Origin of the sequence: Planotetraspora phitsanulokensis (assembly GCF_016863295.1) — a bacterium.
Taxonomy (GTDB): domain Bacteria; phylum Actinomycetota; class Actinomycetes; order Streptosporangiales; family Streptosporangiaceae; genus Planotetraspora; species Planotetraspora phitsanulokensis.
The window spans coordinates 36,502-58,108 of sequence record NZ_BOOP01000023.1; the positions used below are offsets into that span (position 1 = coordinate 36,502).

The window sequence follows — 21,607 nt, forward strand, 5'->3', positions numbered from 1 at the left end:
AAATCCGTCGCCCGCGGATGTCACGTTCTCCGCGGCGGGCTTCGTCTCGGAAGTGAAAGGCGCCCACAGGGGGCGCCTGGAACGGAAAGGGACACCATGTCCTCCAGAAGAAGCTCACAGCGGATCGTCGTCCTGGGCGCGGGCTACACCGGAATGCTCACCGCGATCCGCGTGGCGGGGCGCGCCCGGCGTCACGGCGGGCACGTCACGCTGGTCAACCCGTCCAGCCGGTTCACCGAGCGGCTGCGCATGCACCAGATCGCCACCGGCCAGTCGCTGCCGGACTTCCAGATCCCGGACGTCCTCGACGGCACGGGCGTCGACTTCGTCCAGGGCTGGGCCACCGCGATCGACCCCGACGCCCGCGAGGTCACCGTGACGGCCTCCGACGAGACGCGGGTCCTGCCGTACGACCGGCTGGTCTACGCCCTCGGCAGCAAGGCCGACCGCACGATGGTCCCCGGAGCGGACGTGCACGCCCACACCCTCGACGACCCCGCGGCGGCGGCACGACTGGCCGCCAGACTGGCCGAGATCGCGGCGGCCGGCGGCACCGTGGCCGTCGGCGGCGCCGGGCTCACCGGCGTCGAGGCCGCCACCGAGATCGCCGAGTCCTTCCCCTCGATCCGGACCGTCCTGATCAGCCGGGACGTGCCCGGCTCGATGATGGGCGAGCGCGCCCGCGCGTACCTGAACCGGGCGCTGGAGCGGCTCCACGTCGAGGTCCGGTCCGGAGTCGAGATCACCAAGGTGCTGCCTGACGCCGTCGAGCTGTCCGGGGGCGAACTGGTGCACGCGGACGCCACCTTGTGGACGACCGGTGTCCGCGCGGCGGCGCTGGCCGCGCGATCGGGTATCGCCACCGACGACCGCGGCCGGATCGTGGTCGACGCCACGCTGCGTTCGGTCTCCCACCCCGCGATCTACGCGGTCGGCGACGCCGCCGCCGTGCGTCAGGCCTACGGAGTGCTGCACGGCACCTGCCAGAGCGGCCTGCCGACGGCCGTGCACGCCGCCGACGCGATCGGCCGCGAACTGCGCGGCAGGCGGCCGAAGCCGTTCCGGTTCGGCTATATGCACCAGCCCGTGAGCCTGGGCCGCCACGACGCGGTCATCCAGTTCACTCGCGCCGATGACACCCCCCGCCGCTGGCACCTCACCGGCAGGCGCGCGGTCGCCTACAAGGAGTTCGTCTCCAGCAGCCCGATGACGACCTACCGGCTGTCGAAGCTGTTCGCCCTCCCCAGCCGCGCGCTGTGGACGCGCGGCGGCCGCGCCAACCCCGCGCCGCGCGTCTGACGTGCGACGCCGCGGGTCAGGCCGTGCCGTACGAGGTGTCGCGATGCGACTGGGCGTCCCGGAGGGCGGGCAGCGGCCCGCCGGCCGCGTGGTAGCGGCGACCGGCGATCAGCAGGTCCTCCGCGGGGAACTTCGTGATCACCTCGCAGCCGTCGGCGGTGACGACGAGTTCCTCCTCGATCCGGGCCGCCGACCAGCCGTCCGCCGCCGGCCAGTAGGTCTCCACGGCGAAGATGGCGGCCGCCGCCCTACCCCCCTCCGACGGCGGATGACCGCGAAGTCTCCGGTGGGCGGGGGTCAGCAGCACTGCCAGGTGAACAGGGCCCGGTCGAAACGCCGGGCCGCGAGGTCCTCCGGCCGGATCAGCCAGTAGAGCGCGCCGGCGTCTCCCCACATCATGTTCGCGCGGTCGTCGGAGTCGAACTGGGCGAGGAGGAGCCATCGTCCGGCCTCCTCCTGGAGCCGTGGATCACGCCAGTCCACACCCCCGAGCGCGAGTTGCGCGACCTCGTACTCCACGTCCGCCTGCACGGGAGCGGCGTATCCGCCCACCCGATGGCCGATGTCGCCGGACGACGGCAGGCCTCTGCGGAACGGCCGTGCCGACACCGGATGATCCTTGATCGTCTCGCGATCGCCTCCGAACGCCGCGACGAGCACCGGGTGAGTGGGCGTCGGGACCGTCACGACGGTGTGCGCCCGCAGGGGCACGCGGGGATACGGCTCGATCCCCGCCGGCGCCTCGCGCGGCGACGCGTCGGCCTCAGCGGGGACGTAGAGGACGCGGGCTCCCGCCTGGGTCGCCGGATCCCAGGGACCGACGATCTCCTCACCGTCGTCGATCTGACCGTCGAAGTAGAAGAACGACAGGACCCCGTCGGGCGGCGGCCCGCCGGGATCCGCAGGCTCCAGGACCGAGCGGTCAAGCGCGGAGCAGTCGAGCGCGGAGCAGTCGAGCGCGGAGTAGTCCAGCGCCGAGCATTCCAGCGCCGCGATGAACGTGAGCGGCCCCCGGCCCTCCCACACGGGCCAGGGCACGTCCGCGGGAAGCACCGGGTCTCCGCCGAGGTGCCCGGCCACCTGGTCCCCGTCCCGCGCATGCGTGAGCCGCAGGCCGGGTCTGAGCAGGGACGTCCAGGTGTCGGCGACGTCCGCGGGAAGATGGGTCCGTGCCAGGCCGGTCAGGCTCTCCCTGGTGACGGCGCGATCATTCATCGAGTTCAGCCCAGGTAGGAGTAGTAGGAGTCGACGGCGGGTTGGCCGGTGTAGTTCGGCCCGGCGGCGTCGTCGGATCCGAGGTATTGATAGGGCAGGCCGGGCAGATCGCCGCCACCGCGCCGGCGGGTGATCCGGTGGTGCCGCGAATCGTAGGCGAACCCCGACGCCCTGAGCGCGGCGGTCAGTCGGCGTCCCGCCTGCGAGCCGTCCTCCAGCCGGATGCACCTCGTGTCGAAGTCGCCGACGAACATGCCGTCGTCGGCCAGCCACCCGGGGATCCGGGAGAGCACGCCGAGCTTGTCGCCGACGTAGTGCAGGCCGTGCACACAGGTGATCAGGTCGAACGGCTCATCGGGCTCCCACGTCGTGATCGACGCGGTGATCAGCCGCAGCCGCGGCGGCCGGGAGGGACCGGCGAAGAAGTCGACGAGATCCACTCCCACGATCTCCGCGTCGTCTCCGAGCACGTGGGACGCCTCGAGGAGCGCCCGCGCCTCACCGCAGCACAGGTCGAGCCATCGCACGACGGGCCTGGTGGACAGCCGGGTGGACGACCGCGTAGACGATCGGGTCCGCAGGAAGTCCAGCACGTCGAGGCCCAGCGCGCGGCCATAGCCGCCGGAGCCGACCAGGCCGCGTTCGCGGTTCATCGTGCGGTTGGCCACCACCGCGGAGCGCTCCAGACTCTCGCCGTCGAGCAGTCGCATCGTCGAGCACCTTCCGGACGGCGGCGGACCGATCATCATGGCCGGCTCATCACGGCGGATCATCACGACGAGATCATCCTGGCCCGCCCATCTCACCACCGCCCCGTCCCGGCTCCGAAACGCGGGGCTCCTCGGCGGGAACCTCCCTGCCACGTCGCAGCCGGGCGAGCCACACCGGTGACCGCCAGCCCGGCCCGAGGCGGTAGGCGTCGAGCAGCCAGTCGCCCAGCCGGTCGCGGTCGATGACGACCAGGTCGTGATCCCGTGCCGTCCTGGCCGCCTCCGCGCTGAGACGGTGTGAGGTGATCAGGACCCCGCGATGGTCCCGGTACGGCCTGGCCTGCAGGGCGCCGACGAAATCACGCACCTGGCCCGGGCCGACCGCACGCGTGTAGTACTTGCACTGGATCGCGTAGCGCACACCATCCGGGGCGACGCCGAGCACGTCGACGCCCCGGTCACCCGCTCCCCCGACGACGGTGACCTTGCGGAAGCCGTCCCGGCGCAGCAACTCGGCCGCCAGTTCCTCGAAACGCCGCGGATCGAGCCGGTCGAGCCCGGCCCTCCGCAGCGCGTCCCTGCGGTAGGTCGTCCCCATCCGGCGGATCACGAGAACGACGGCGACCGGCACGACGACGGCGACCACGGCGACCGTGAGCAGCGTCGCCCACCCCACGGATCGCACGGCCTCGGCCGCCGCCACGAGAACGACCACGACGGACAGCGCCCACAACAGGCCGTTACCGCCGGCGCCGCGAGTGCCGCGCCGGTTCCGCGCTGGTGATCTGCGCCTCGCCATCGAGACCTCCAGGATCGGGGAAGACCCTGCCGAGTCTGGTCGGCTCGACCGACAAAACCGTGCGCGCGGCTCACGCCTCAGGGCACCCGAGGGGGAAGAAAGCCGTCTCCTTCCACAGCGCTCCGTCGAAGGTCTCCAGCGCCACGACACGAACGCGGGTGGTCACCGGCAGCCGTCCGGAGAGCTCGGCCTCGATCATGTCCTGGATGTCGGCCGGCACGCCGTCGGCCACGGTCAGGTGCGGCAGGACCTCCTCGAACTGCCCGCCGTACGGCGGGGCCTCGGGCCAGCGCGCCGCGACCGCCTCGGTCAGCTCCCGGAACGGAGCGTCGGGGTCGGGAGTCAGGTAGATCACGCCGGGAAACCGGCCACAGGCGGAGAACCGCGCGTCGAACGCGGCGTGAGCGGCGAACAGCTCCCCCAGCGCGGCCACGACCCCGGCGTCGACGCGATCGGCGTCGAGGAAGGGATAGAGCACCGTCACGTGCGCGGGAACCCCATGGGCGGCGGAGGAGTCGAACCGACTCCGCCATGAGCCCACCACCGGTTCCGCCTCGGGTACATGGATCACCAGCGCCGTCTGTCCTGGTGCGAATTCCGTCACCGGTCACCTCTCAGTCGGGGGACGTAGCGCGATCATCTGGTCATTCCCCTGGCCGGCCTCCGCCGCGACCACGTCCGGCGACAGCGAAGAGCGAGAGATCCGCCCCGTGCAGATCGTCGATGACGATCTGCATGTCGTTCGGCGCATCGACGAACATGTCACGCCGCATCAGTCCGCCATGCCTCGGTGATTCCCGGACGGCAAAGGGATCTTCCGCCTTTACCGTTACCACGCGATGGCCGTCTGAGGACATGTCCGATCAATCTGTGAATCATGCACAGGAGCCCCATGCCGGATCTCACGCGCCGCGGGGCCGACCGGGCCGAGGCGATCACCGCGGACTGATCCCCGAAGCGCTCACAAGGACGCCGCTTCGCCCTCCGCAGAGGGCCACCGGACATGAAAAAGACCGGCGCACCTCTCGATCGAACGAGAGATGCGCCGGTCTTGTGCGACGTGCGCCGCCAGGGACTCGAACCCCGGACCCGCTGATTAAGAGTCAGCTGCTCTAACCAACTGAGCTAGCGGCGCCTGCGACGTGCGTAACCTTAGCAGTCCCGGGGACGGCACGCACATCGGAAATCGGGTGCGAGGTCGCCCGCGCAGGGAGGCCTTCCCGGCTCAGCTGTTGCTCCACGCGGCGCTGGAGAAGGGGACGGGCTCACCGCGCTTGCCGGGGCCGTCACCCCACTTGGTGACCACGTAGTCCACCTTGATGTGGCCCTGCGAGCCGCCGACCGTCAGGGTGTCGGAGTTCCAGCTGGTGCCGACGAGGTCGGCGAAGGTCTTGCCGTCGATGTCGAGCATGACGCCGTCGCTCGACGGGGTGCCGGGACCGCGGTCGCCGATGAAGAACTTGGCCCTGCGGCCGTTGTAGGAGATGTAGCCCTCGGTGCCGAGGGGCCAGCTGGGGCTGGCGAACAGGCCCTGCTGCATGGGCTTGCCGATCGCGGGCTGCCCGGTGTCCCCCTGACGGCCAGAGCCGTCGTCCCAGAAGTACGAACCGCTCGTCGAGCCGCTCAGCAGAACCTGCTCGTTCTCGACGCTGGCCGGAGCGGCGAGGAGGGTGTCGCTCGCCGGCTTCACGACCGGTGCGGCGCCCATGATGGATGCGCCGATCATGGCGGCGCACGCCATCGTGGTCACGGACGACACGGTCCGGTGGGCCCGCACCTCGCGGACGCCCTTGCCGACCAGGTCGCGGACGGCGTTGGTACACATGCCTACTACGGCTTTGGTACGCGGATCGATAAAGGTCTTCATGGAAGGCCGGGGATCTTTCGTGAGACGACTGGATGAGCGACTTTGCGTCGGCGATCGAACCTTGCGGTTCGGACAGGCCGTGGACGCGGTCGCCGGCCGGGCGAGAGAACATCGATCGCCCGCGAGACACACGCTCAGGCGCGGAAGCTATGAGGACCGGCCCGAGGGCCGCCGTATGTCAGACGTGGTCCGAAGGATCTGGAGTGAGGCCGCACGTGGGGTCGCCCACTGCTGATCTCTTCTCCTGGACTTTGCCACTTGTTGGTAGCAATTGGGACTCTACAAGACAAGTCAGGAGATAACCAAGTAAAGACCCCATAACACCCAGAAGATCTACCCCTTCCCCCAAGGGCAGACCACGAGCCCGGAAGGCCGAAATGCCGAATTCATCGAGGCCGAGGCCCTCGCCACATGGGGTTGACGGCGTATCCGGGCAAAGCCCTCCTGGCAAAGAGCAAGTCAGGGGCGCGGTCAAGGAAAGGGTGTCCACACACCGGCATGCGGAGGGTAAAGGCACCCCGGGTAACGGGCTCGTCAGGATGCGTCTCACCCGGACCCCGGTTAGGCAAAGCCCGGAAGCCCCCCAGCATGGGCCCCGGGTGGACCCCCCGGGGATGGGCCGTGATCATGCACAGGTTCGGAGACATACGCCCTGGCCTGCAGACATTCCGGCCGTGATCGTGCACGCTTTCGCGATCAAGGCTTCTCGGCACAGTCGCAACCCGGAGACCGAGGGCAATCTGAGGCAAAGCGGTGGAAGGCCCGGCCTTCAGGGGCGAGCGGGGCCGCCCGAAGCGCGCAGCCGCCGCACGAAAGAAGGGGGCAAGCGCAGGCCACGAAGGAGGCCCGGGATCGGGCACGGAAGCCAGGACCACCGACCAACCCGGCCATCAAGGGACGCCGGGATCCGGGCAGGGAGGCCGCGGGGTTACGGCAGCCCCCGGAAGCCGGGCAGGGAGGCGGCAAGGTTACGGCGGGCCCCGGAATCAGGGCATAAAAAACGCCGAGGCCGGACAGTCCCCCAACTGTCCGGCCCCGGCTAAAGCGGTTCCGCCAGGCATGCCCTCCCCAAAGGCACCGGCAGGCCCCCGCTTATCGCCGGACGCGGTTCCCCCTCCGCGTCCTTCAATAAAGCTCATCCGGTCGTCTCGACCTGCTACCACATTAGCGCCGTGGTTGTCATGAACTCGTCATCGACAGGTGGATTTTCGGCCTACATCCGGCGTTGACCTGGTGCGACACGGTCAAGTGACCCCCCGCGACGGAGCCCGGACCCCTCGAATCCGCGAACAACCGTCCACGAAACCCACGTGGAGGCTACCCGTTGAGGATGACGCGGACCTCGGTGCCCTGCTCAAGCGAACGGCTGACGATGCAGTGGCGCTCATGGACGCGCTGCGCCACGGCCTCGAATACCTCCCGGGCCTCCTCGGACGGCGGCTCGACGTCGTAGGTGACCGTGACGGACTCGAGCAGGGTGGGGGCGGCCTTCTCGGACGTGACGTCCACCGCGAGGCGGATCAGCCGCTGGCCCCGCTGGGCGGTGAGGGGCTCCACCGTCATGATGTTGCACCCGCCGACGGCCGCGAGCAGCAGCTCCAGAGGGCTGAAAACGCCCTCGGAGGAGCCCATGGTGATCTCCGCGCCCCGGTCGTTGCGGGCAACGAATCCGTCTTCTGTGCGCTCGACGTGGACGTATGCCATGTCGTCACCCTACTTGGGGACCATGAGCGCCACGAGGCGAGATCAGCGCCCGGCCGCCTCTCCGATCGCCCCCGGGTCACGGAGGGTGTCCCTGATCGTCTCCCTGAGCGCGTAGCCCAGCCCGTGCACGGTGTGGATCAGCCGGGGCTCCCCCGCCGCCTCGGTCTTCCTGCGCAGGTAGCGGATGTAGACCTCCAGCGAATTGGACGCGGGACGGAAGGCGTGCCCCCAGATCCGCTCCAGGATGACCTTCCGCGTGAGCACCTGTCCCCCGTTGCGGATCAGCAGGTCGAGCAGGGCGTATTCCGTCCTCGTCAGATCGAAGACCCGGCCGCCCCGCCTGGCCTGCCTGCTCTCCGGCAAGAGGGTCAGGTCGGCGAAGCCCGCGGCGGGCTCCGCCGGGGCCGTACGGCGCAGCAGCGCCCGGACCCTGGCCAGCAACTCCTCGACGGCGAACGGTTTGATCAGGTAGTCGTCGGCTCCCGCGTCGAGCCCGGCGACCCGGTCCCCGACGTCCTCGAGCGCGGTCAGCATGAGCACCGGGACCCGGTTGCCCTTCTCCCGCAGCCTCCGGCACACCTCGAGGCCGTCGATCCGCGGCATCAGCACGTCGAGCAGCACCAGTTCCGGCGTGGCACCGGTGATGACGGCGAGCGCCGACGCGCCGTCATCGGCGGTCGTGACGCGGTGCCCCTCCCCGCGCAGGACGCGCGCGATCGCGTCGCGCACGTCCGGATCGTCGTCCACGACCAGTATCCGTGTCTTGGCCACCCCGTCATCCTGGCCTGCGGCGATGAGAAGTTCATGAAGGAACGCCGCAGGCCGGGCGTCCGGATCCTCCTGCGGGGCAGCCGATCCCGGGCCCGGCCGCGGGTGACTCGTTCAGATCCGCCTCATATCCATCGGCCATGGTCGTGGGATGGCACACACCGAGGTGACGGGAGCGGATCCGGCGGACCGGCCAGTGGCGGGTACGGCCGGCGCCGCCGCGGCGTGGTTGTGGCCCGCGATCTTCTGGGCGGGCGCGGCCGCGGTGCTCGTCCCCTGGGCGGTCCGCTCAGGGGAACGCTTCGCCGCCGACCCCGTCGTCGGCACCGGCAGGCTGGCCGGGATGCTCGCCGGATATCTCATCGCCGTCCAGCTCATCCTCATGAGCAGGGTCCTCGACACGCGGCTCATCGCGGTGTGGCATCGCAGGCTCGGGGCCGCCGTGTTCGCGTTCGTCACCGCGCACATCGTCTTCAGCACCGTGGGCCACGCCGCCGGGAGAAGCCTGGCGGACCAGACGATGAGATTCGTCTTCGGCTATCCCTGGCTGCTCGCGGCCTACGTCGGGACGGCTCTGATCGTGATGATCGGCCTGACCTCGATCCGCGTGATCAAGCGGCGTATGCGTTACGAGACCTGGTACTACCTGCATCTGTACGCCTATCTGGGAACCGCGCTGGCGTTCGCCCACACGATCACGATCTCCACCGACATCAAGGGGATCGCCCGGGTCTTCTGGATCGCGCTGTACGCCACGGCCCTCACGCTGGCCGTCTGGCGGCGGGTCGTGCGGCCGGCCAGGCTGGCGGCTCGGCACGGCTTCCGCGTGTCGGACGTGGTCAAGGAGACGCCGGACGTCACCTCGATCCACATCGGCGGCCGCAGAATGCGCGAGTTCCGCGTCGAGCCGGGCCAGTTCCTGTGGCTGCGCTTCCTCACACGGAACGACTGGGGGCAGGCCCACCCCTTCTCTCTGTCGGCCGCTCCCGACGGGCGCCGTCTACGCGTGACGGTCAAGGCGCTCGGCGACCACACCCGCGGGTTGCAGGAGGTCCCGGTCGGCACCCGGGTCGTGGTCGAGGGCCCCTACGGGAGCTTCACGGCCGGCGCACGCGTCAACGAGGACGTCCTGATGATCGCCGCCGGGATCGGGATCACGCCGATCAGGGCGCTGCTGGAGGAGATGCCGCCGGGGACGGTCGTCCTCTATAGGGCGAGGTCGCAGAGTGAGGTCGTCTTCCGCGACGAGCTCGACGAGCTGGCCGGGTCACGCGGCGCGCGCCTGGTCTATCTGCTGGACGAGGACGGACGGGACGGCGGCGGTCCTGGGGTCACCGATGACCGGCACATCCCGGAGGAGCTCACCGCCGCGGGGCTGGCCCGGCTCGTTCCGGGCATCGGGCACCGCGACGTCTACCTGTGCGGTCCCCCCGGTCTCGTCCGCCGGGTCAACGCGGAGCTGCGCAAGGCGGGCGTCCGCGACCGGCACATCCACCACGACCCGTTCGAGCTCTGAGGCGGGCCCTCAGGCGTCGGGATGCTTGGACAGGTAGTCGACGTAGACGGGCCGCAGGGCGTCGCCGAGCTCCCCCTCACCCGCCGCCATCGCATCGCTGAGCAGCGCGGACACCCGGCTGAGATCGTTCGCCGTCTCGTCGGAGTTGCCGCTGGCGGCCTCGGCGGCCGGAATCAGCTTCAGCAGGTCCCAGAGGAATCCGAAATCGCCGTGCCGTACGGCATAGTGCACGGCGCGGTCGTGCAATTCCTTCGCCGACAACGAATCGAGCTCTTCCACGTCCATCCACACTCACCCCAAAAATCGTCATTGCCCCAAGCCGTGCCGGTTATGCCCATGGCAGAGAAAAGGGTAGTCAGAGACCACGAGCCCTTTGCCGACCCCCCGTCTCCTGCGACTCCCCTGCGACTCCCCTGCGGCTCCACTGAGGCCCCCCGTGGCGCCCCAATCGAGCCCACCGAACGCGCATGAGATCCATTCGTCCCACCTCGTAGACATTTGTTCGCCACCTATATGAAACCAGTATGAACTTCAGCGGAACACCTCCGTACGGGGACTTGACCTGGTACGACGGTTCTGTTTCGGTTTGTCGCTATGCCGTCTCCCCGGAAATCCCCGCCCGCTTCGCGAATGACCGCGCCGGCCGCCGGGAGAAGCGCACAGTGACGCACGCGACTCCCGTGCCGCTGGAAAGAATCGAGCACACCGAGCCCGCTCCCCCTCCGCACACCCGGAAGCGGACCGACATCGAGGGACTACGCGCCGTCGCGGTTTCGCTCGTGGTGCTGAGCCACTCCGGGGTGAGTCTGTTCGCCGGTGGCTACATCGGCGTCGACGTCTTCTTCGTGATCTCGGGCTTCCTGATCACCTCGCTGCTGCTGCGTGAACTCGACACCACCGGCCGCATCTCGATCCGGCGCTTCTACGCGCGGCGGGCCCTGCGACTCCTGCCCGCCTCCACGATCGTGGTCGTGTTCACCGTGATCGGCTCCTGGCTGTGGCTCACGCCGGTCAGATTCGCGGAGTACACCAAGGACGCCCTCGCCAGCACGCTCTACGCCATCAACTTCCGGCTGGCGATCACCGGCACCGACTACCTGCAGGAAGGCGCTCCGCCCTCGCCGTTCCAGCACTTCTGGTCGCTGGCCGTCGAGGAGCAGTTCTACCTCGTGTGGCCCCTGCTGCTGATCGTCTCCGCCTGGCTCCTCAGCCGCGGGGGCCGCAGCAGCCGGACCCGCTACCTGGCGGTCCCGCTCATCGCCCTGTCCGCCGTCTCGCTGGTGCTGAGCATCGTGGAGACCCCGCGCTCGGCCCCCTGGTCCTACTTCGGCTCGCACACCCGCATCTGGGAGTTGGGCGCGGGAGCCCTCGTGGCGCTGGCGGCCGCGCGGCTCGCCCGTACGCCGGGCCGGATCGCCGCCGCCATGACGTGGGCCGGCCTGGCCGCGATCCTCGCCGGGGCGCTGGTCTACGACAACGACACCCCCTTCCCCGGCTACCAGGCGCTCCTGCCGGTCGTCGGCACCGCGATGGTGATCGCGGGCGGCACGGCGGCGGCGCGCGCCGACGCGCGACTGCTGCTGGGCCTGGCGCCCTTCCAGCGCATCGGCGGCCTGTCCTACGGCTGGTACCTCTGGCACTGGCCGCTCCTCGTGATCGGCCCCGCCGCGCTCGGCCTGCACGGCACGCTCAAGGTCAATCTCGCGCTCTGCGCCATCGGCCTGATCCTGGCCGCCGTCACCCTCTACCTGGTGGAGAACCCGGTCCGCTTCCACCGCGCGTTCAAGAACCGGCCGGGACGGGCGATCTCACTCGGAGTCACCCTGTCCGCCGGCGCCGCGGTGATCGCCCTGGTGGCCGCCACCGTGCCCCCCTCGATCCCGTACGGCCCGCCGGTCGCGGACCTGCCGGCCGGGATGGCCTCGGCGCCGGACGCCGAGGCGTTCCTGAAGTCCGCCATCGGCGGCGGCGTGCCGCCGGAGCGGCTTCCCGGCAACCTGACGCCCTCTCTCACCACGGTGAAGGACGACAAGGCGATCGTCTACGACGACGGCTGCCATGTGGGCTACGACGACGTCTCGATGCCCGAGTGCGCCTTCGGCGACCTCACGTCGAGCAAGGTGGTCGTGCTCTTCGGCGACTCCCACGCGGCGCACTGGTTCCCCGCGATGGAGACGCTCGCCAAGAAGAACCACTGGAAGCTCTACTCGTGGACCAAGGCGTCGTGCAAGGTCTCGTCGATCACGCTGGTCCGCACCGGCAAGGCGTACGACACCTGCGACACCTGGCGGAGCCAGACGATCGCGAGGATCAAGAAGCTGCATCCCGCGCTCGTCGTCCTGTCCTCGTCGGAAGACGGGACGATCTTCCCGAAGAACACCGACAACGCGGCCGCCTGGGGTGCGGGCTTCGCGGCGACGCTGAAGCAGATCAACGCGCGCGGCACGAAGATGACCCTGATCCAGGACATCCCCTGGCCCATCAGCGACGCGCCCGAGTGCCTGGCCCAGAACCCCCGGGTTCTGACTCTCTGCACGAACAAGCTCCCGAAGGCCCTGCACTCGCCCGCCCGCCGCGCAGCCATCGCCGCCGCGGCGAAGAAGGCCAAGATCAAGGTGATCGACCCGACCGAGTGGTTCTGCGGCACGGCGGGCACGTGCCCGCCGGTCATCGGCAACCTGCTCGTCTACCGGGACGAGGGCCACATGACCAAGCAGTACGCCCAGCTCCTCGCGCCGCTTCTGATGTCCCGTCTGCCGAAGGTCTGAGCCGTCGGTCCGGCGGTCCCGGGGAGCCCGCCCGAAGGCTCCGGGACCGCCGAACTATACGATCACTACGTGTCAGCGATGCGGGTCATCGGGGGTGCGCCGCGGGCGGCCGGCAGGCTTGCCGGGCGGAGGGCGGGGCGAGCATGCTTGTCCGTCTCGGCCGCCTGACACCCGCTTTTCCGATCATGGAAGGATCCCCCCTTGAAGATCATCCTTAAGGTGCTGATCGTCGCCGGAGCACTGTGGGTGTCCACGCAGCTCGTGGACGGCATCACGGTGAACACCGGCAGCGCCGCCAAGCAGGCGGGCACCCTCATCGCCGTCGCGCTCATCTTCGGTCTCGTCAACGCGGTGCTCAAGCCGATCATCAAGACCATCGGATGCGCCTTCTACGTACTGACGCTGGGCCTGTTCGCCCTCGTCGTCAACGCCGCCCTGCTTCTGCTCACGAGCTGGGTGGCCGACAAGGTGGACCTGCCGTTCCACGTCGACGGGTTCGTCGCCGCCTTCTGGGGCGCGCTCATCGTCGGCGTGATCAGCTGGGTCCTCAACATGATCCTCGGTGACGACTGACATCACTCTCGACGGCACCACGCTGACCTGCGAACAGGTCGGTGCGGTGGCCCGCGGCGAGGCGCGGGTCGCGGTCGGCTCGACCGCCGCGGCCCGGGCCGCCTGGCACGCCTCCGGCCAGCTGCACGGCCCCGTGTACGGCCGGACCACGGGTGTCGGGGCCAACAAGGACGTGGCCGTCCACGAGCAGGGGCTCGACCTGGCGCGCAGCCACGCCGGCGGAGCCGGGCCCCTGGTCGGGGAGGACCGGACCCGGGCGATGATGGTGATCCGCCTCAACCAGCTCCTCCGCGGCGGCTCGGGCGTCAACCCCGGGGTCCTCCCCGTCCTCGCGTACGCGATCAACGAGGGTTTCACTCCCCCCGTCCGCCTCTACGGCGCCATCGGCACGGGCGACCTCACGGCCCTGTCCACGACCGCGCTCTGCCTGACGGGCGAGGTCCCCTGGCGGCGCGCCCCATGGTCTCCGGATCAGGCGCCATCGTTCGCCCTCTCCGGATCCGACGCGTTGCCGTTCATGAGCGCCAACGCCATGACGCTGGGCGACGCCGCGCTCGCGTGCGCGGGGCTCCGGCCGCTGCTCGGCGCCTCCATCGGGGTGGCCGCCCATTCGTGGCGCGCCGTCGACGCGTCGGACGAACCCCTGGAACAGCCCGTGCAGGACGCGCGGCGCCATCCCGGCCAGGCCAGGGTGGCCACCCGCCTGCGCCGCCTGCTCACCCCCGGGCCGTCCCCTCGTCTTCAGGACCCGTACGGCTACCGCGCGCTGCCGCAGGTCCACGGGGCGGCCTTCGACGCGCTGGACATGGCGGAGCGGGTGGTCACGACCGACATGAACTCCGCGGCGGAGAACCCGCTCATCGCGGGCGGCAGGGCCTGGCACAACGGCAACTTCCACACCGCGCCCGTGGCCCTCGCCCTCGACGGGCTACGCGCCGCGCTCGTGCAGACGGCGTCGCTGTCGACGGCGCGGCTGGCCACCATGATGGAGCCCGCCTACACCGGCCTGATCCCGTTCCTGGCCGACCGGCCGGGCGCCTCGGGGGCGCTCATCCTCGAATACGTCGCCTACGACGCCCTGGCCACGCTGCGCAATCTCGCCGCCCCCGTGACCCTGGGGGGCGCCGTCCTGTCGCGCAGCGTGGAGGACCACGCCGGGTTCGGCACGCAGGCGGCGCGGGCCTGCCTCGCGACGCTGGAGCCGTACGAGATCGTCCTGGCCTGCGAGCTGGTCGCGGCCGTGCGCGCGCAACGGCAGCGCGGGCTTTCCTGCGACGTTCCGCTCGACCCGCGCATGGAGGACCGTCCGCTCGACGCCGACATCGAGGCCGCGCGGGCGGCGCTTCCGGGCTTCGCTTAGGTCGTGTCCCGCGCGTCCTGCGGATCGGCGGCCCGCTGGACCGACACGCGCTCACGCAGGTCAGGCGCCTGGACGATGCGCCGGCGGTGGATCTTGCCGTCCGAGGCGGCGACGACGAGCCGGACGGCGGCCCGTACGATGCCGTCGAGGTCCCAGTTCACGGTCGTCAGGCCGAGGAGCTCCGACATCGGGTGGTCGTCGTATCCCATCACCGCGACGTCCTCCGGCACCGAGAGCCCGAGTTCGCCCGCAGCCTTGTACACGCCGTAGGCGATCGAGTCGGAGAAGCAGAACACGGCGGTCGGCCGGTCGGGCCGGGTCAGGAGCCCGGCCGCGACCTCGGCCGAGTCGGCGAGGCCCTGACCGGCCGACCTCACGTCGATGTCCAGGCCGAGGCGCTCCGCCTCCGCGATCACATGGACGTCGGCGGGGCGGTCGGGGGTGCTCGGCCGGGTCGGGGTGAGCACCGCGACGTGGCGGTGGCCCTTGTCCCTGACGTACTCCAGCGCCATCGTGACACCGCGCCGGTTGTCGAAGACCACCTCGGCCGCGGTGTGCCCGTGCAGCAGGGCGTCGCCGATCGCCACGACGGGCAGGGAGTCGGCGAGGTCGGCCCAGAACCTGGCCGCCGGGTCGACCGGCTGCACGATCAGCCCGTCCACCCGCTGGTCCCTGAGCTGGAGGGCGAGCGTGCGCTCCCGGGCGGGGTCGCCCGCAGCGTCGAGGATGAGCGCGTACCGGTCCTTGTCGCGCAGGGCCCGGCCGATCCCGACGGCGAGCGACTGCTGCCACAGGTCCTCCAGCGAGCCGCAGAGGAGGCCGATCATCCCCGTGCGGCCGCTGGCGAGGGCCCGGGCGATCGGGTCGGCCTCGTATCCCAGCTCCGCGGCGGCCTGCCGTACCCGCTGCATGGTCTCCTCGGACACCTGCATGCCACGCAGGGCGTAGCTCACCGCGGCGGGTGACAGGCCGGTCGCCTGTGCCACCTCGCGAATCGTCGCGCGCTTACGCTGAGCCACGCGGTAACCCTATGCCGGACGGCGCTTCCCGTCTTGACACATCTCCAAGTGAAGCGTTTCACTGAAACGTATCAGTGAATCGATTCAGCGCCTTGACAAGCATGTTCCCCTCCGATTACATGTATTATCAGTCGGGAATTAGGGCTACGTGGGAGGTGACGAGTGGGCATCGACGTGCACCAGCATCTGTGGACGCCGTCGTTCCTCGACGCCCTGCGTCGCCGCACCGAGCCGCCGCTTCTCGACGGCTGGACGCTGATCCTCGACGGCGAGGCGCCCTACGAGGTCGACCCCGGCGCCCACGACGTCGACGCCCGGCTCAAGCTCAACGCCGACCTCGACCTCGCGCTCGTCTCGTTGTCGAGCCCTCTGGGCGTCGAACAGCTGCCTCCGGCTGAGGCGTGGCCGCTCATCGACGCCTACCACTCGGGCGCCCGCGAGCTGCCCGCCCCCTTCGGAGCCTGGGCCGCCGCGCCGGTGACCGACGTCGACGCCGTACGGCTCGCGCACACCCTCGATCAGGGGTTCCGCGGCCTCCAGTTACCCGCCACCGTCCTGGGGGACGCCGGGGGCTTCGCGGCCGTGGCCCCGCTGCTCGACGTGCTGGAGGAGCGCGGGCTGCCGCTCTTCGTCCATCCCGGGCCCGCGACCACGCCGCAGGGCCCGTCCTGGTGGGCCGCGGTCGTGCCGTACGTCCAGCAGATGCACGCCTCGTGGTACGCCTTCCAGGCCTTCGGCCGGCCCAGGCACCCCCACCTGAAGATCTGCTTCGCCCTGCTGGCCGGCCTGGCGCCCCTCCACTCGGAGCGCCAGATCAGCCGGGGAGGCTCCGGCCGGGGAATCGTGGACGCGAACGTGTTCGTCGAGACCTCGTCCTACGGTCCGCGTGCCATCGACGCCGTCGTCCGGGAACTCGGCATCGACGTCGTCGTCAACGGCTCGGACCTTCCGTACGCGGAGGCCCCCTCGCCCGAGTTCGGCGAAGCCGCCCGCCACGCCATCCGCGTGGCCAATCCTCATCGCTTGTTGAAACGAAAGGAGTCGCAGTCATGAGCACCCCCACCGTCCAGGTCAGCGAGCGCTGTGCTCCCTTCGAGGGGCTCCCCACCCGTGCGCTCGACCGCCGCGAGCTGTCGGAGCTGGTCAACGAGCTCGCCGAACAGCCCCAGCTGTGGGAGGACAACCTCAACTTCGAGGGCGCGGAGGACGGCGGCCGTCACTACGCATCGCTCTACCGCGACTCCTATGTGGACGTGTGGCTGTTGTGCTGGCGCCCGGAGGACGACACGGGCTGGCACGACCACGACATCTCCTCGGGCGCGGTCCGCGTGGTCACCGGAGAGCTGAAGGAGTGCAACCCCCGAATCGGCGGCGAGCACCTGGAGACGGCCGTCGCCGAAGGCGAGTCGTTCACGTTCGGCCCCGACCACATCCACCGCCTGACCGGAGCACAGCACGGGAGCGTGTCGATCCACGCCTACTCCCCGCCCCTGTGGCGTCTCGGGCAGTACTCCATCAACCAGGACGGGATGATGCGCCGCCTGTCGGTCAGCTACGCCGACGAACTGCGCCCCCTCGACCCGGCGTAGCTTTGCGTGCCCGATCCGAAAAGCGACAATGGCAGACAGGAGCACAGGGCCGACGAGAATGTAACGCGATGACCACGAATGGTGACGGTGACGACGCTACGCTGCGTGACGTGACCAGCGTGCTCGATGACTGGCCGTACCCCCCGCCGGGGGGATGGACGGCCGACGATCTCGACCGTCTGCCTCTGGACGGCCCCAACGGCGAGCTGGACTTCTTCAAGCACGTCGAGCTCGTCGATGGGGCCCTCATCTTCACGTCCCCCCAGAAGCGCTTCCACGAGCGGGTCGTGTTCGGGCTCCGGACGGTCCTGAACGAGCAGGTGCCCGGCGGCTTCGCAGCAGTCAGTCAGATGGACGTCAAACTCGGGCTGCGGCAACGCCCGTACCCCGACGTCTCGCTGGTGGAGGCCGCCGCGGCTGCGGACGACGCCAGGACGTTCTACGTCCCCGAAGAGGTCCATCTGGTCATCGAGGTCGTGTCGCCCGAGTCCGAATACCGCGACAGGGAGATCAAGCCCCAGCGTTACGCCGCAGCGGGCATCCCCCATTTCTGGCGTGTCGAGAACGACGACAACCGCCCCGTCGTCTACGTCTACGAGATCGACCCGGCGACGCGCGCGTACGCCGTCACAGGGATCTACCACGCCCGGCTCGCCGTGGAGGTGCCGTTCACCATCGCCGCCGACCTGGACGCCCTGCCGCGCTAGTCCAGGACGCAGCAGGTGGTGCAGGGGTCTTCGGGATGGATGGCCACCCAGAGGCAGCAGGTGCGGCGGCGGTAGCCGTCCTTGTGCGGGACGATCAGGCCGTCCACGGGGCGGCCGATCTCCGCGAGGAGCGCGGCGGCCTGGTCGTAGGGCCCGAACTCCAACAGAGGTCCGACGAACGCCTCCGCCGTGGATCCCCACAACGTGCGCTCCCCTACTCTGGCCAGCGCGCCGAGAGCCCGGATGACAGGCCATTGCCCGTCGAGCAGCGCGTCCCTGATCGCCGTACCCAGGCTGTCCACGACCACCGTTCCGGGGGCTCCCGCCATCGGATCCCCGGGAAGGACGGCGACGCTCACCCTCTCGGCCGCGATCGTCACGCCGGCCTCGGACGACCGCACGAGAATGTCCTCGAGCCGCATCAACGGCACGTGCCGCCCGAGCTGCCAGCCGAGGGCCATGGGCAACGTGTGCCAGTAGCCGTAGGTCTTCCACAGCAGCGCCGCGCCCACGTGGCGGGGGGCGTCCCACCGCTCCGCCGTCTCCCGCACCAGTCCGGCCAGCCCCTCGTACGGCTCCCGCACCAGGTCGGAGACCCGCATCCACCCATCGGCGTCCTGCGTGACGAGCCCGGGAAGCACGCCGATCACGCCGTCCCTCTCGGCCGCGAGGCTTTCGAGACTCTCGGTGAGAGCTCCAAGAGGCACGGCGTCTCCACTCACTTAGGCAAGGCTTACCTAAAGCTTAGGCGCTCACGCCGCCGTGAGGCACTCGTCACGGCGGCGTCGCCGTCAGCCTGTTCCCGGCGAAGTGCCCGGTGACGGGGTGACCGCACCGGGCGCGGCCGTCCCGGCCGCCTCGGCAGCGGCGGGATCGCCCGACGCGGGACGACCGGCGAACACGCCCGACCCGAGCTGGACGGCGCAGGCGACGAGACCCACGAGGAGCGGCACGGTCCAGTCCCCGGTGGCCTGGTGGATCAGGCCGAAGGCCAAGGGGCCGAGCGCGGCGAACGTGTAGCCGCTCGACTGGGCGACGGCCGACAGCGCGGTCACCGACGCGGGGTCGGGGGCGCGCAAGGTGATGATCAGCAGAGCCAGGGCGATCGAGGCGCCCTGCCCGATGCCGAGGACGATCATCCAGAGCCACGGCAGCGTCGTCGGTGCGAGCAGGACGCCGGCGTATCCGACCATGGTGAGGACCGCGGCCGCGGTCACGTGCGGCACCTGGGAACGCGCCCTGCCCGCATGGATGGGCACGGTGAGGGTCGCCGCGATCTGGGCCAGGTTCGTGAGCCCGAGCATGTACCCGGCCTCGTCGGCGGGCAGACCGGCGTCCTGGAAGATCGTCGGAAGCCAGGCGAGCACGACGTAGAACGTCAGCGACTGCAGCCCCATGAAGGTCATGACCACCCATGTGGTCCTGCTCCGCAGCAGCGTGCGGTATCGCCCGCGGCCTGCCGCCCCGCCGCCTCCCGCGGTACGCCGGAAGGCCTGCGGCGCCCAGAGCAGCGCCGCCGCCAGCGCGAGCACGGCGACCGAGCCCGTGGCCGTCCGCCAGCCGTACTCACCGGCCAGCGGCACCATGACGGACGACGCCACGGCCGCGCCCGCGACCAGGCACGAGACGTAGACGCCGGTGAGGAGCCCCACCTGGGAGGGGAAGTGCTGCTTGACGAGGCCGGGCATGGCGATGTTCATGATCGCGATCGCGGTGCCCGCCAGGGCGGCCCCGGCGTACAGGCCGACGAGGCCTCCCGTGCTGCGCACGACGACGCCCACGGCCAGGATGAGCAGGCCGACCAGCAGCGTGCGGTCGAGCCCGAGTCTGGTGGACAGAGCGGGGGCCAGCGGGCCGAGCACACCGAGGCAGAGCACCATGACCGTCGTGATCGCCCCACCCGCGGCCGGGGAGAGGGAGAGGTCGTCCATGATGTCGCTCAGGAGCGGGGAGACGCCTGCCAGCGCCGGCCTGAGGTTCCATGCCGCCAGAACGAACCCGACGACAAGTAACACCCGGCCACGATTACCCATGAGCAACTACGAACACCCTCAATGCCTCAACATGCCTTGCCAATCCACAAACCATAACCAACCAACCCACCCTCGGCGTGATCATGCACTCAGAACGGGTACCTGGCGATGTCCCCCTGCATCGTGACCCACTGAGTGTGGGTGAAGGCGTCCACGTTGGCCCTGCCTCCGCCGAAGCGGGAGCCGGTTCCCGACGCGCCCACCCCGCCGAACGGGGCGACGGCCTCGTCGTCCACCGTCTGGTCGTTGATGTGCACGATGCCCGTGGGGACGAGGTCGGCCAGAGCCAGTCCCTTCATGACGTCCCGCGTCAGGATGCCGAGCGACAGTCCGTACTCGCTGTCTCCGGCCAGCGCCGCCGCCTCCTCGATCGTGGAGAACGGCATGACCGGCGCGACCGGCCCGAAGACCTCGTTCGCGTACGCGGGCGCGTCGGCCGTCAGGTCGGCGAGGACCGTGGGCCGGTAGAACAGGCCTTCGTACGTGCCGCCCGCCGCGAGCCGTGCGCCTGCGTCCACGCTGCCCGTGACCAGGGCGTGGACCTTGTCGCGCTGCCGCTCGTCGATCAGCGGGCCGAGGGCGACCTGGCCGGTGGCCGGATCGCCGACCGGCATGTGGTCGGCCTTGGCCGCCAGTCGCGCGACGTATTCCTCCTGGAGGGAGGAGTGCACGAGGTGCCGCCCGGTGGTCATGCAGATCTGGCCCTGGTGGAAGAACGAACCCCACGCCGCGGCGGAGACGGCCAGGTCGAGGTCGGCGTCGTCGAGGACGATCAGCGCGGAGTTGCCGCCCAGTTCCAGGTGGGCCCGCTTCAGCAGCCGGCCGCACATCTCCCCGACCCTTCGGCCGGCCGCCGTCGATCCGGTGAAGGAGATGACCGGGATATGCGGATCGGCCACGAGGGCCTCCCCGGCCTCGGGTCCGCCGGGAAGCATGTGAAGCACGCCCGGGGGCAGCCCCGCCTCCTCGAAGACGCGCGCGATCGACACGCCGCCGCTCACCGCCGTACGGGGATCGGGCTTCAGGACGACGGAGTTGCCGAGGGCGAGCGCCGGGGCGACCGACCTGATGGCCAGGATCAGCGGGAAGTTGAACGGCGCGATCACCCCGACCACCCCGACCGGCACGCGGCGGGCCAGGCTGAGCCGCGGCCGGGCCGTCGGCAGGATCTCGCCCGAGGGCTGGGACGCCAGGGCCGCCGCCTCATAACACTCGGACGCGGCGACGGCGGCCTCGAACGCGGCCTTGCCGGGGATGGAGCCCGCCTCCCGGATGATCCAGCCCTGAATCTCCTCCGCGTGCTCCTCGAACAGCCGGCCCGCCCTGCGCAGGACGGCGGCCCGCTCCTCGAACGTCGCCGCGGCCCACTCGCGCCGGGCCTCGTCCGCCCGTACGGCGGCCGCCGCGACATCCTCGGGACCCGCAAGGCCCACGCGGCCGATCTCATCGCCGGTCGCCGGCTCCATGACGGGAGCGTCACCGGCCCGCGACGTCACCCATTCACCACCGAAGATCGAACCCGCCCAGATCTTCGCGTCCATCAATGTCATGAAAAATCCTCCTAATGGTGCAACTCGGAGTCGGAGGGTGACCGCGACCTCCAGGAGAATCGGCGTGCCCGAGGCCGTCGTCTCCGACGACGACCCGCAGATCAGATCTTGTTCGCTGTGCGAACGCACG

Annotated in this window: 22 protein-coding genes and 1 tRNA gene; 8 read left to right on the forward strand and 15 right to left on the reverse strand. The window is 70.3% G+C overall.

Features of this window, described 5'->3' with window-relative positions; translation table 11 throughout:
* Positions 1-96: 96 nt before the first annotated feature.
* A complete protein-coding gene (locus Pph01_RS25140) occupies positions 97-1,299 on the forward strand; it encodes an NAD(P)/FAD-dependent oxidoreductase (protein WP_204075623.1) in 1,203 nt (400 codons plus the stop codon).
* A 16-nt stretch (positions 1,300-1,315) separates the two neighbouring features.
* On the opposite strand, the gene Pph01_RS25145 is transcribed toward Pph01_RS25140, so the two are convergent.
* The 10 genes from Pph01_RS25145 to Pph01_RS25190 all read right to left on the reverse strand — a co-directional run bounded on the left by Pph01_RS25145 (position 1,316) and on the right by Pph01_RS25190 (position 8,365).
* The gene (locus tag Pph01_RS25145; protein ID WP_204075624.1) at positions 1,316-1,606 is read right to left on the reverse strand and encodes a hypothetical protein; all 291 of its coding nucleotides are present in this window, start codon (positions 1,604-1,606) and stop codon (positions 1,316-1,318) included.
* The gene (locus Pph01_RS25150) at positions 1,597-2,514 is read right to left on the reverse strand and encodes a YwqG family protein (protein ID WP_204075625.1); all 918 of its coding nucleotides are present in this window, start codon (positions 2,512-2,514) and stop codon (positions 1,597-1,599) included. Before Pph01_RS25150 ends, Pph01_RS25145 begins: the two co-directional genes overlap by 10 nt.
* 5 nt (positions 2,515-2,519) lie before the next feature.
* Complete coding sequence (locus tag Pph01_RS25155; protein ID WP_239116997.1) at positions 2,520-3,224, reverse strand: class I SAM-dependent methyltransferase; 705 nt, start codon at positions 3,222-3,224, stop codon at positions 2,520-2,522.
* Positions 3,225-3,297: 73 nt separating this feature from the next.
* On the reverse strand, positions 3,298-4,023 hold the full coding sequence (locus Pph01_RS25160) for a restriction endonuclease (RefSeq protein ID WP_204075626.1): 726 nt from the start codon (positions 4,021-4,023) through the stop codon (positions 3,298-3,300).
* 70 nt (positions 4,024-4,093) lie between these two features.
* Entirely contained in the window at positions 4,094-4,627 is a 534-nt protein-coding gene (locus Pph01_RS25165) for a 2'-5' RNA ligase family protein (RefSeq protein WP_204075627.1), read from the reverse strand.
* A gap of 40 nt (positions 4,628-4,667) precedes the next feature.
* Positions 4,668-4,880, reverse strand: coding sequence for a hypothetical protein (locus tag Pph01_RS25170; RefSeq protein WP_204075628.1), 213 nt, complete (start codon positions 4,878-4,880; stop codon positions 4,668-4,670).
* A 204-nt stretch (positions 4,881-5,084) separates the two neighbouring features.
* Positions 5,085-5,158: transfer RNA gene (locus tag Pph01_RS25175), tRNA-Lys, on the reverse strand.
* A 90-nt stretch (positions 5,159-5,248) separates the two neighbouring features.
* Positions 5,249-5,848, reverse strand: coding sequence for a hypothetical protein (locus tag Pph01_RS25180; protein ID WP_308441919.1), 600 nt, complete (start codon positions 5,846-5,848; stop codon positions 5,249-5,251).
* 1,359 nt (positions 5,849-7,207) lie between these two features.
* Complete coding sequence (locus Pph01_RS25185) at positions 7,208-7,594, reverse strand: OsmC family protein (RefSeq protein WP_204075629.1); 387 nt, start codon at positions 7,592-7,594, stop codon at positions 7,208-7,210.
* Positions 7,595-7,636: 42 nt separating this feature from the next.
* Entirely contained in the window at positions 7,637-8,365 is a 729-nt protein-coding gene (locus tag Pph01_RS25190; RefSeq protein WP_239116998.1) for a response regulator transcription factor, read from the reverse strand.
* Between the two features lie 148 nt (positions 8,366-8,513).
* On the opposite strand from Pph01_RS25190, the gene Pph01_RS25195 reads away from it, so the two are divergent.
* Positions 8,514-9,878 (forward strand): ferredoxin reductase family protein, encoded by a 1,365-nt coding sequence (locus tag Pph01_RS25195; protein WP_204075630.1) that lies wholly within the window; start codon positions 8,514-8,516, stop codon positions 9,876-9,878.
* 9 nt (positions 9,879-9,887) lie between these two features.
* Here the strand turns inward: Pph01_RS25195 and Pph01_RS25200 are convergent, their stop codons facing one another.
* Positions 9,888-10,163 carry a hypothetical protein gene (locus tag Pph01_RS25200; protein ID WP_203955560.1) on the reverse strand — a complete coding sequence of 92 codons (276 nt, stop codon included), beginning with the start codon at positions 10,161-10,163 and terminating at the stop codon, positions 9,888-9,890.
* A 377-nt stretch (positions 10,164-10,540) separates the two neighbouring features.
* Between Pph01_RS25200 and Pph01_RS25205 the strand changes: the two genes are divergently transcribed.
* The 3 genes from Pph01_RS25205 (at position 10,541) to Pph01_RS25215 (ending at position 14,579) form a co-directional block, all read left to right on the forward strand.
* Positions 10,541-12,646, forward strand: coding sequence for an acyltransferase family protein (locus Pph01_RS25205; RefSeq protein WP_204075631.1), 2,106 nt, complete (start codon positions 10,541-10,543; stop codon positions 12,644-12,646).
* Between the two features lie 201 nt (positions 12,647-12,847).
* The gene (locus Pph01_RS25210; RefSeq protein WP_204075632.1) at positions 12,848-13,219 is read left to right on the forward strand and encodes a phage holin family protein; all 372 of its coding nucleotides are present in this window, start codon (positions 12,848-12,850) and stop codon (positions 13,217-13,219) included.
* Positions 13,209-14,579, forward strand: a complete 1,371-nt coding sequence (locus Pph01_RS25215; protein ID WP_204075633.1) for an aromatic amino acid lyase — start codon at positions 13,209-13,211, stop codon at positions 14,577-14,579. The genes Pph01_RS25210 and Pph01_RS25215 overlap by 11 nt, the downstream gene beginning before the upstream one ends.
* Here Pph01_RS25215 and Pph01_RS25220 read toward each other — a convergent pair.
* On the reverse strand, positions 14,576-15,598 hold the full coding sequence (locus Pph01_RS25220) for a LacI family DNA-binding transcriptional regulator (RefSeq protein ID WP_239116999.1): 1,023 nt from the start codon (positions 15,596-15,598) through the stop codon (positions 14,576-14,578). The genes Pph01_RS25215 and Pph01_RS25220 overlap by 4 nt on opposite strands.
* A 162-nt stretch (positions 15,599-15,760) precedes the next feature.
* On the opposite strand from Pph01_RS25220, the gene Pph01_RS25225 reads away from it, so the two are divergent.
* From Pph01_RS25225 to Pph01_RS25235, 3 genes are all read left to right on the forward strand, one after another.
* Positions 15,761-16,651 (forward strand): amidohydrolase family protein, encoded by an 891-nt coding sequence (locus Pph01_RS25225; protein ID WP_204075634.1) that lies wholly within the window; start codon positions 15,761-15,763, stop codon positions 16,649-16,651.
* Positions 16,648-17,187, forward strand: coding sequence for a cysteine dioxygenase (locus Pph01_RS25230; protein WP_204075635.1), 540 nt, complete (start codon positions 16,648-16,650; stop codon positions 17,185-17,187). The genes Pph01_RS25225 and Pph01_RS25230 overlap by 4 nt, the downstream gene beginning before the upstream one ends.
* A gap of 68 nt (positions 17,188-17,255) precedes the next feature.
* Positions 17,256-17,894: a Uma2 family endonuclease gene (locus Pph01_RS25235; RefSeq protein ID WP_204075636.1), complete on the forward strand. Its 639-nt coding sequence runs from the start codon at positions 17,256-17,258 to the stop codon at positions 17,892-17,894.
* On the opposite strand, the gene Pph01_RS25240 is transcribed toward Pph01_RS25235, so the two are convergent.
* The 3 genes from Pph01_RS25240 to Pph01_RS25250 all read right to left on the reverse strand — a co-directional run bounded on the left by Pph01_RS25240 (position 17,891) and on the right by Pph01_RS25250 (position 21,477).
* On the reverse strand, positions 17,891-18,601 hold the full coding sequence (locus Pph01_RS25240; RefSeq protein ID WP_204075637.1) for a hypothetical protein: 711 nt from the start codon (positions 18,599-18,601) through the stop codon (positions 17,891-17,893). The genes Pph01_RS25235 and Pph01_RS25240 overlap by 4 nt on opposite strands.
* 84 nt (positions 18,602-18,685) lie before the next feature.
* Positions 18,686-19,909, reverse strand: coding sequence for a CynX/NimT family MFS transporter (locus Pph01_RS25245; RefSeq protein ID WP_239117000.1), 1,224 nt, complete (start codon positions 19,907-19,909; stop codon positions 18,686-18,688).
* Positions 19,910-20,016: 107 nt separating this feature from the next.
* Positions 20,017-21,477, reverse strand: a complete 1,461-nt coding sequence (locus Pph01_RS25250) for a benzaldehyde dehydrogenase (protein ID WP_204075639.1) — start codon at positions 21,475-21,477, stop codon at positions 20,017-20,019.
* Between the last annotated feature and the right edge of the window lie 130 nt (positions 21,478-21,607).

Excerpts from the sequence above, each read along its gene's own strand:
- Pph01_RS25155 (WP_239116997.1), bottom strand. The coding sequence starts at position 3,224 with ATGCGACTGCTCGACGGCGAGAGTCTGGAGCGCTCCGCGGTGGTGGCC.
- Pph01_RS25150 (WP_204075625.1), bottom strand. The coding sequence starts at position 2,514 with ATGAATGATCGCGCCGTCACCAGGGAGAGCCTGACCGGCCTGGCACGG.
- Pph01_RS25250 (WP_204075639.1), bottom strand. The coding sequence starts at position 21,477 with ATGACATTGATGGACGCGAAGATCTGGGCGGGTTCGATCTTCGGTGGT.
- Pph01_RS25180 (WP_308441919.1), bottom strand. The coding sequence starts at position 5,848 with ATGTGTACCAACGCCGTCCGCGACCTGGTCGGCAAGGGCGTCCGCGAG.
- Pph01_RS25200 (WP_203955560.1), bottom strand. The coding sequence starts at position 10,163 with ATGGACGTGGAAGAGCTCGATTCGTTGTCGGCGAAGGAATTGCACGAC.
- Pph01_RS25160 (WP_204075626.1), bottom strand. The coding sequence starts at position 4,023 with ATGGCGAGGCGCAGATCACCAGCGCGGAACCGGCGCGGCACTCGCGGC.
- Pph01_RS25230 (WP_204075635.1), top strand. The coding sequence starts at position 16,648 with ATGAGCACCCCCACCGTCCAGGTCAGCGAGCGCTGTGCTCCCTTCGAG.
- Pph01_RS25140 (WP_204075623.1), top strand. The coding sequence starts at position 97 with ATGTCCTCCAGAAGAAGCTCACAGCGGATCGTCGTCCTGGGCGCGGGC.
- Pph01_RS25185 (WP_204075629.1), bottom strand. The coding sequence starts at position 7,594 with ATGGCATACGTCCACGTCGAGCGCACAGAAGACGGATTCGTTGCCCGC.
- Pph01_RS25235 (WP_204075636.1), top strand. The coding sequence starts at position 17,256 with ATGACCACGAATGGTGACGGTGACGACGCTACGCTGCGTGACGTGACC.
- Pph01_RS25170 (WP_204075628.1), bottom strand. The coding sequence starts at position 4,880 with ATGTCCTCAGACGGCCATCGCGTGGTAACGGTAAAGGCGGAAGATCCC.
- Pph01_RS25195 (WP_204075630.1), top strand. The coding sequence starts at position 8,514 with ATGGCACACACCGAGGTGACGGGAGCGGATCCGGCGGACCGGCCAGTG.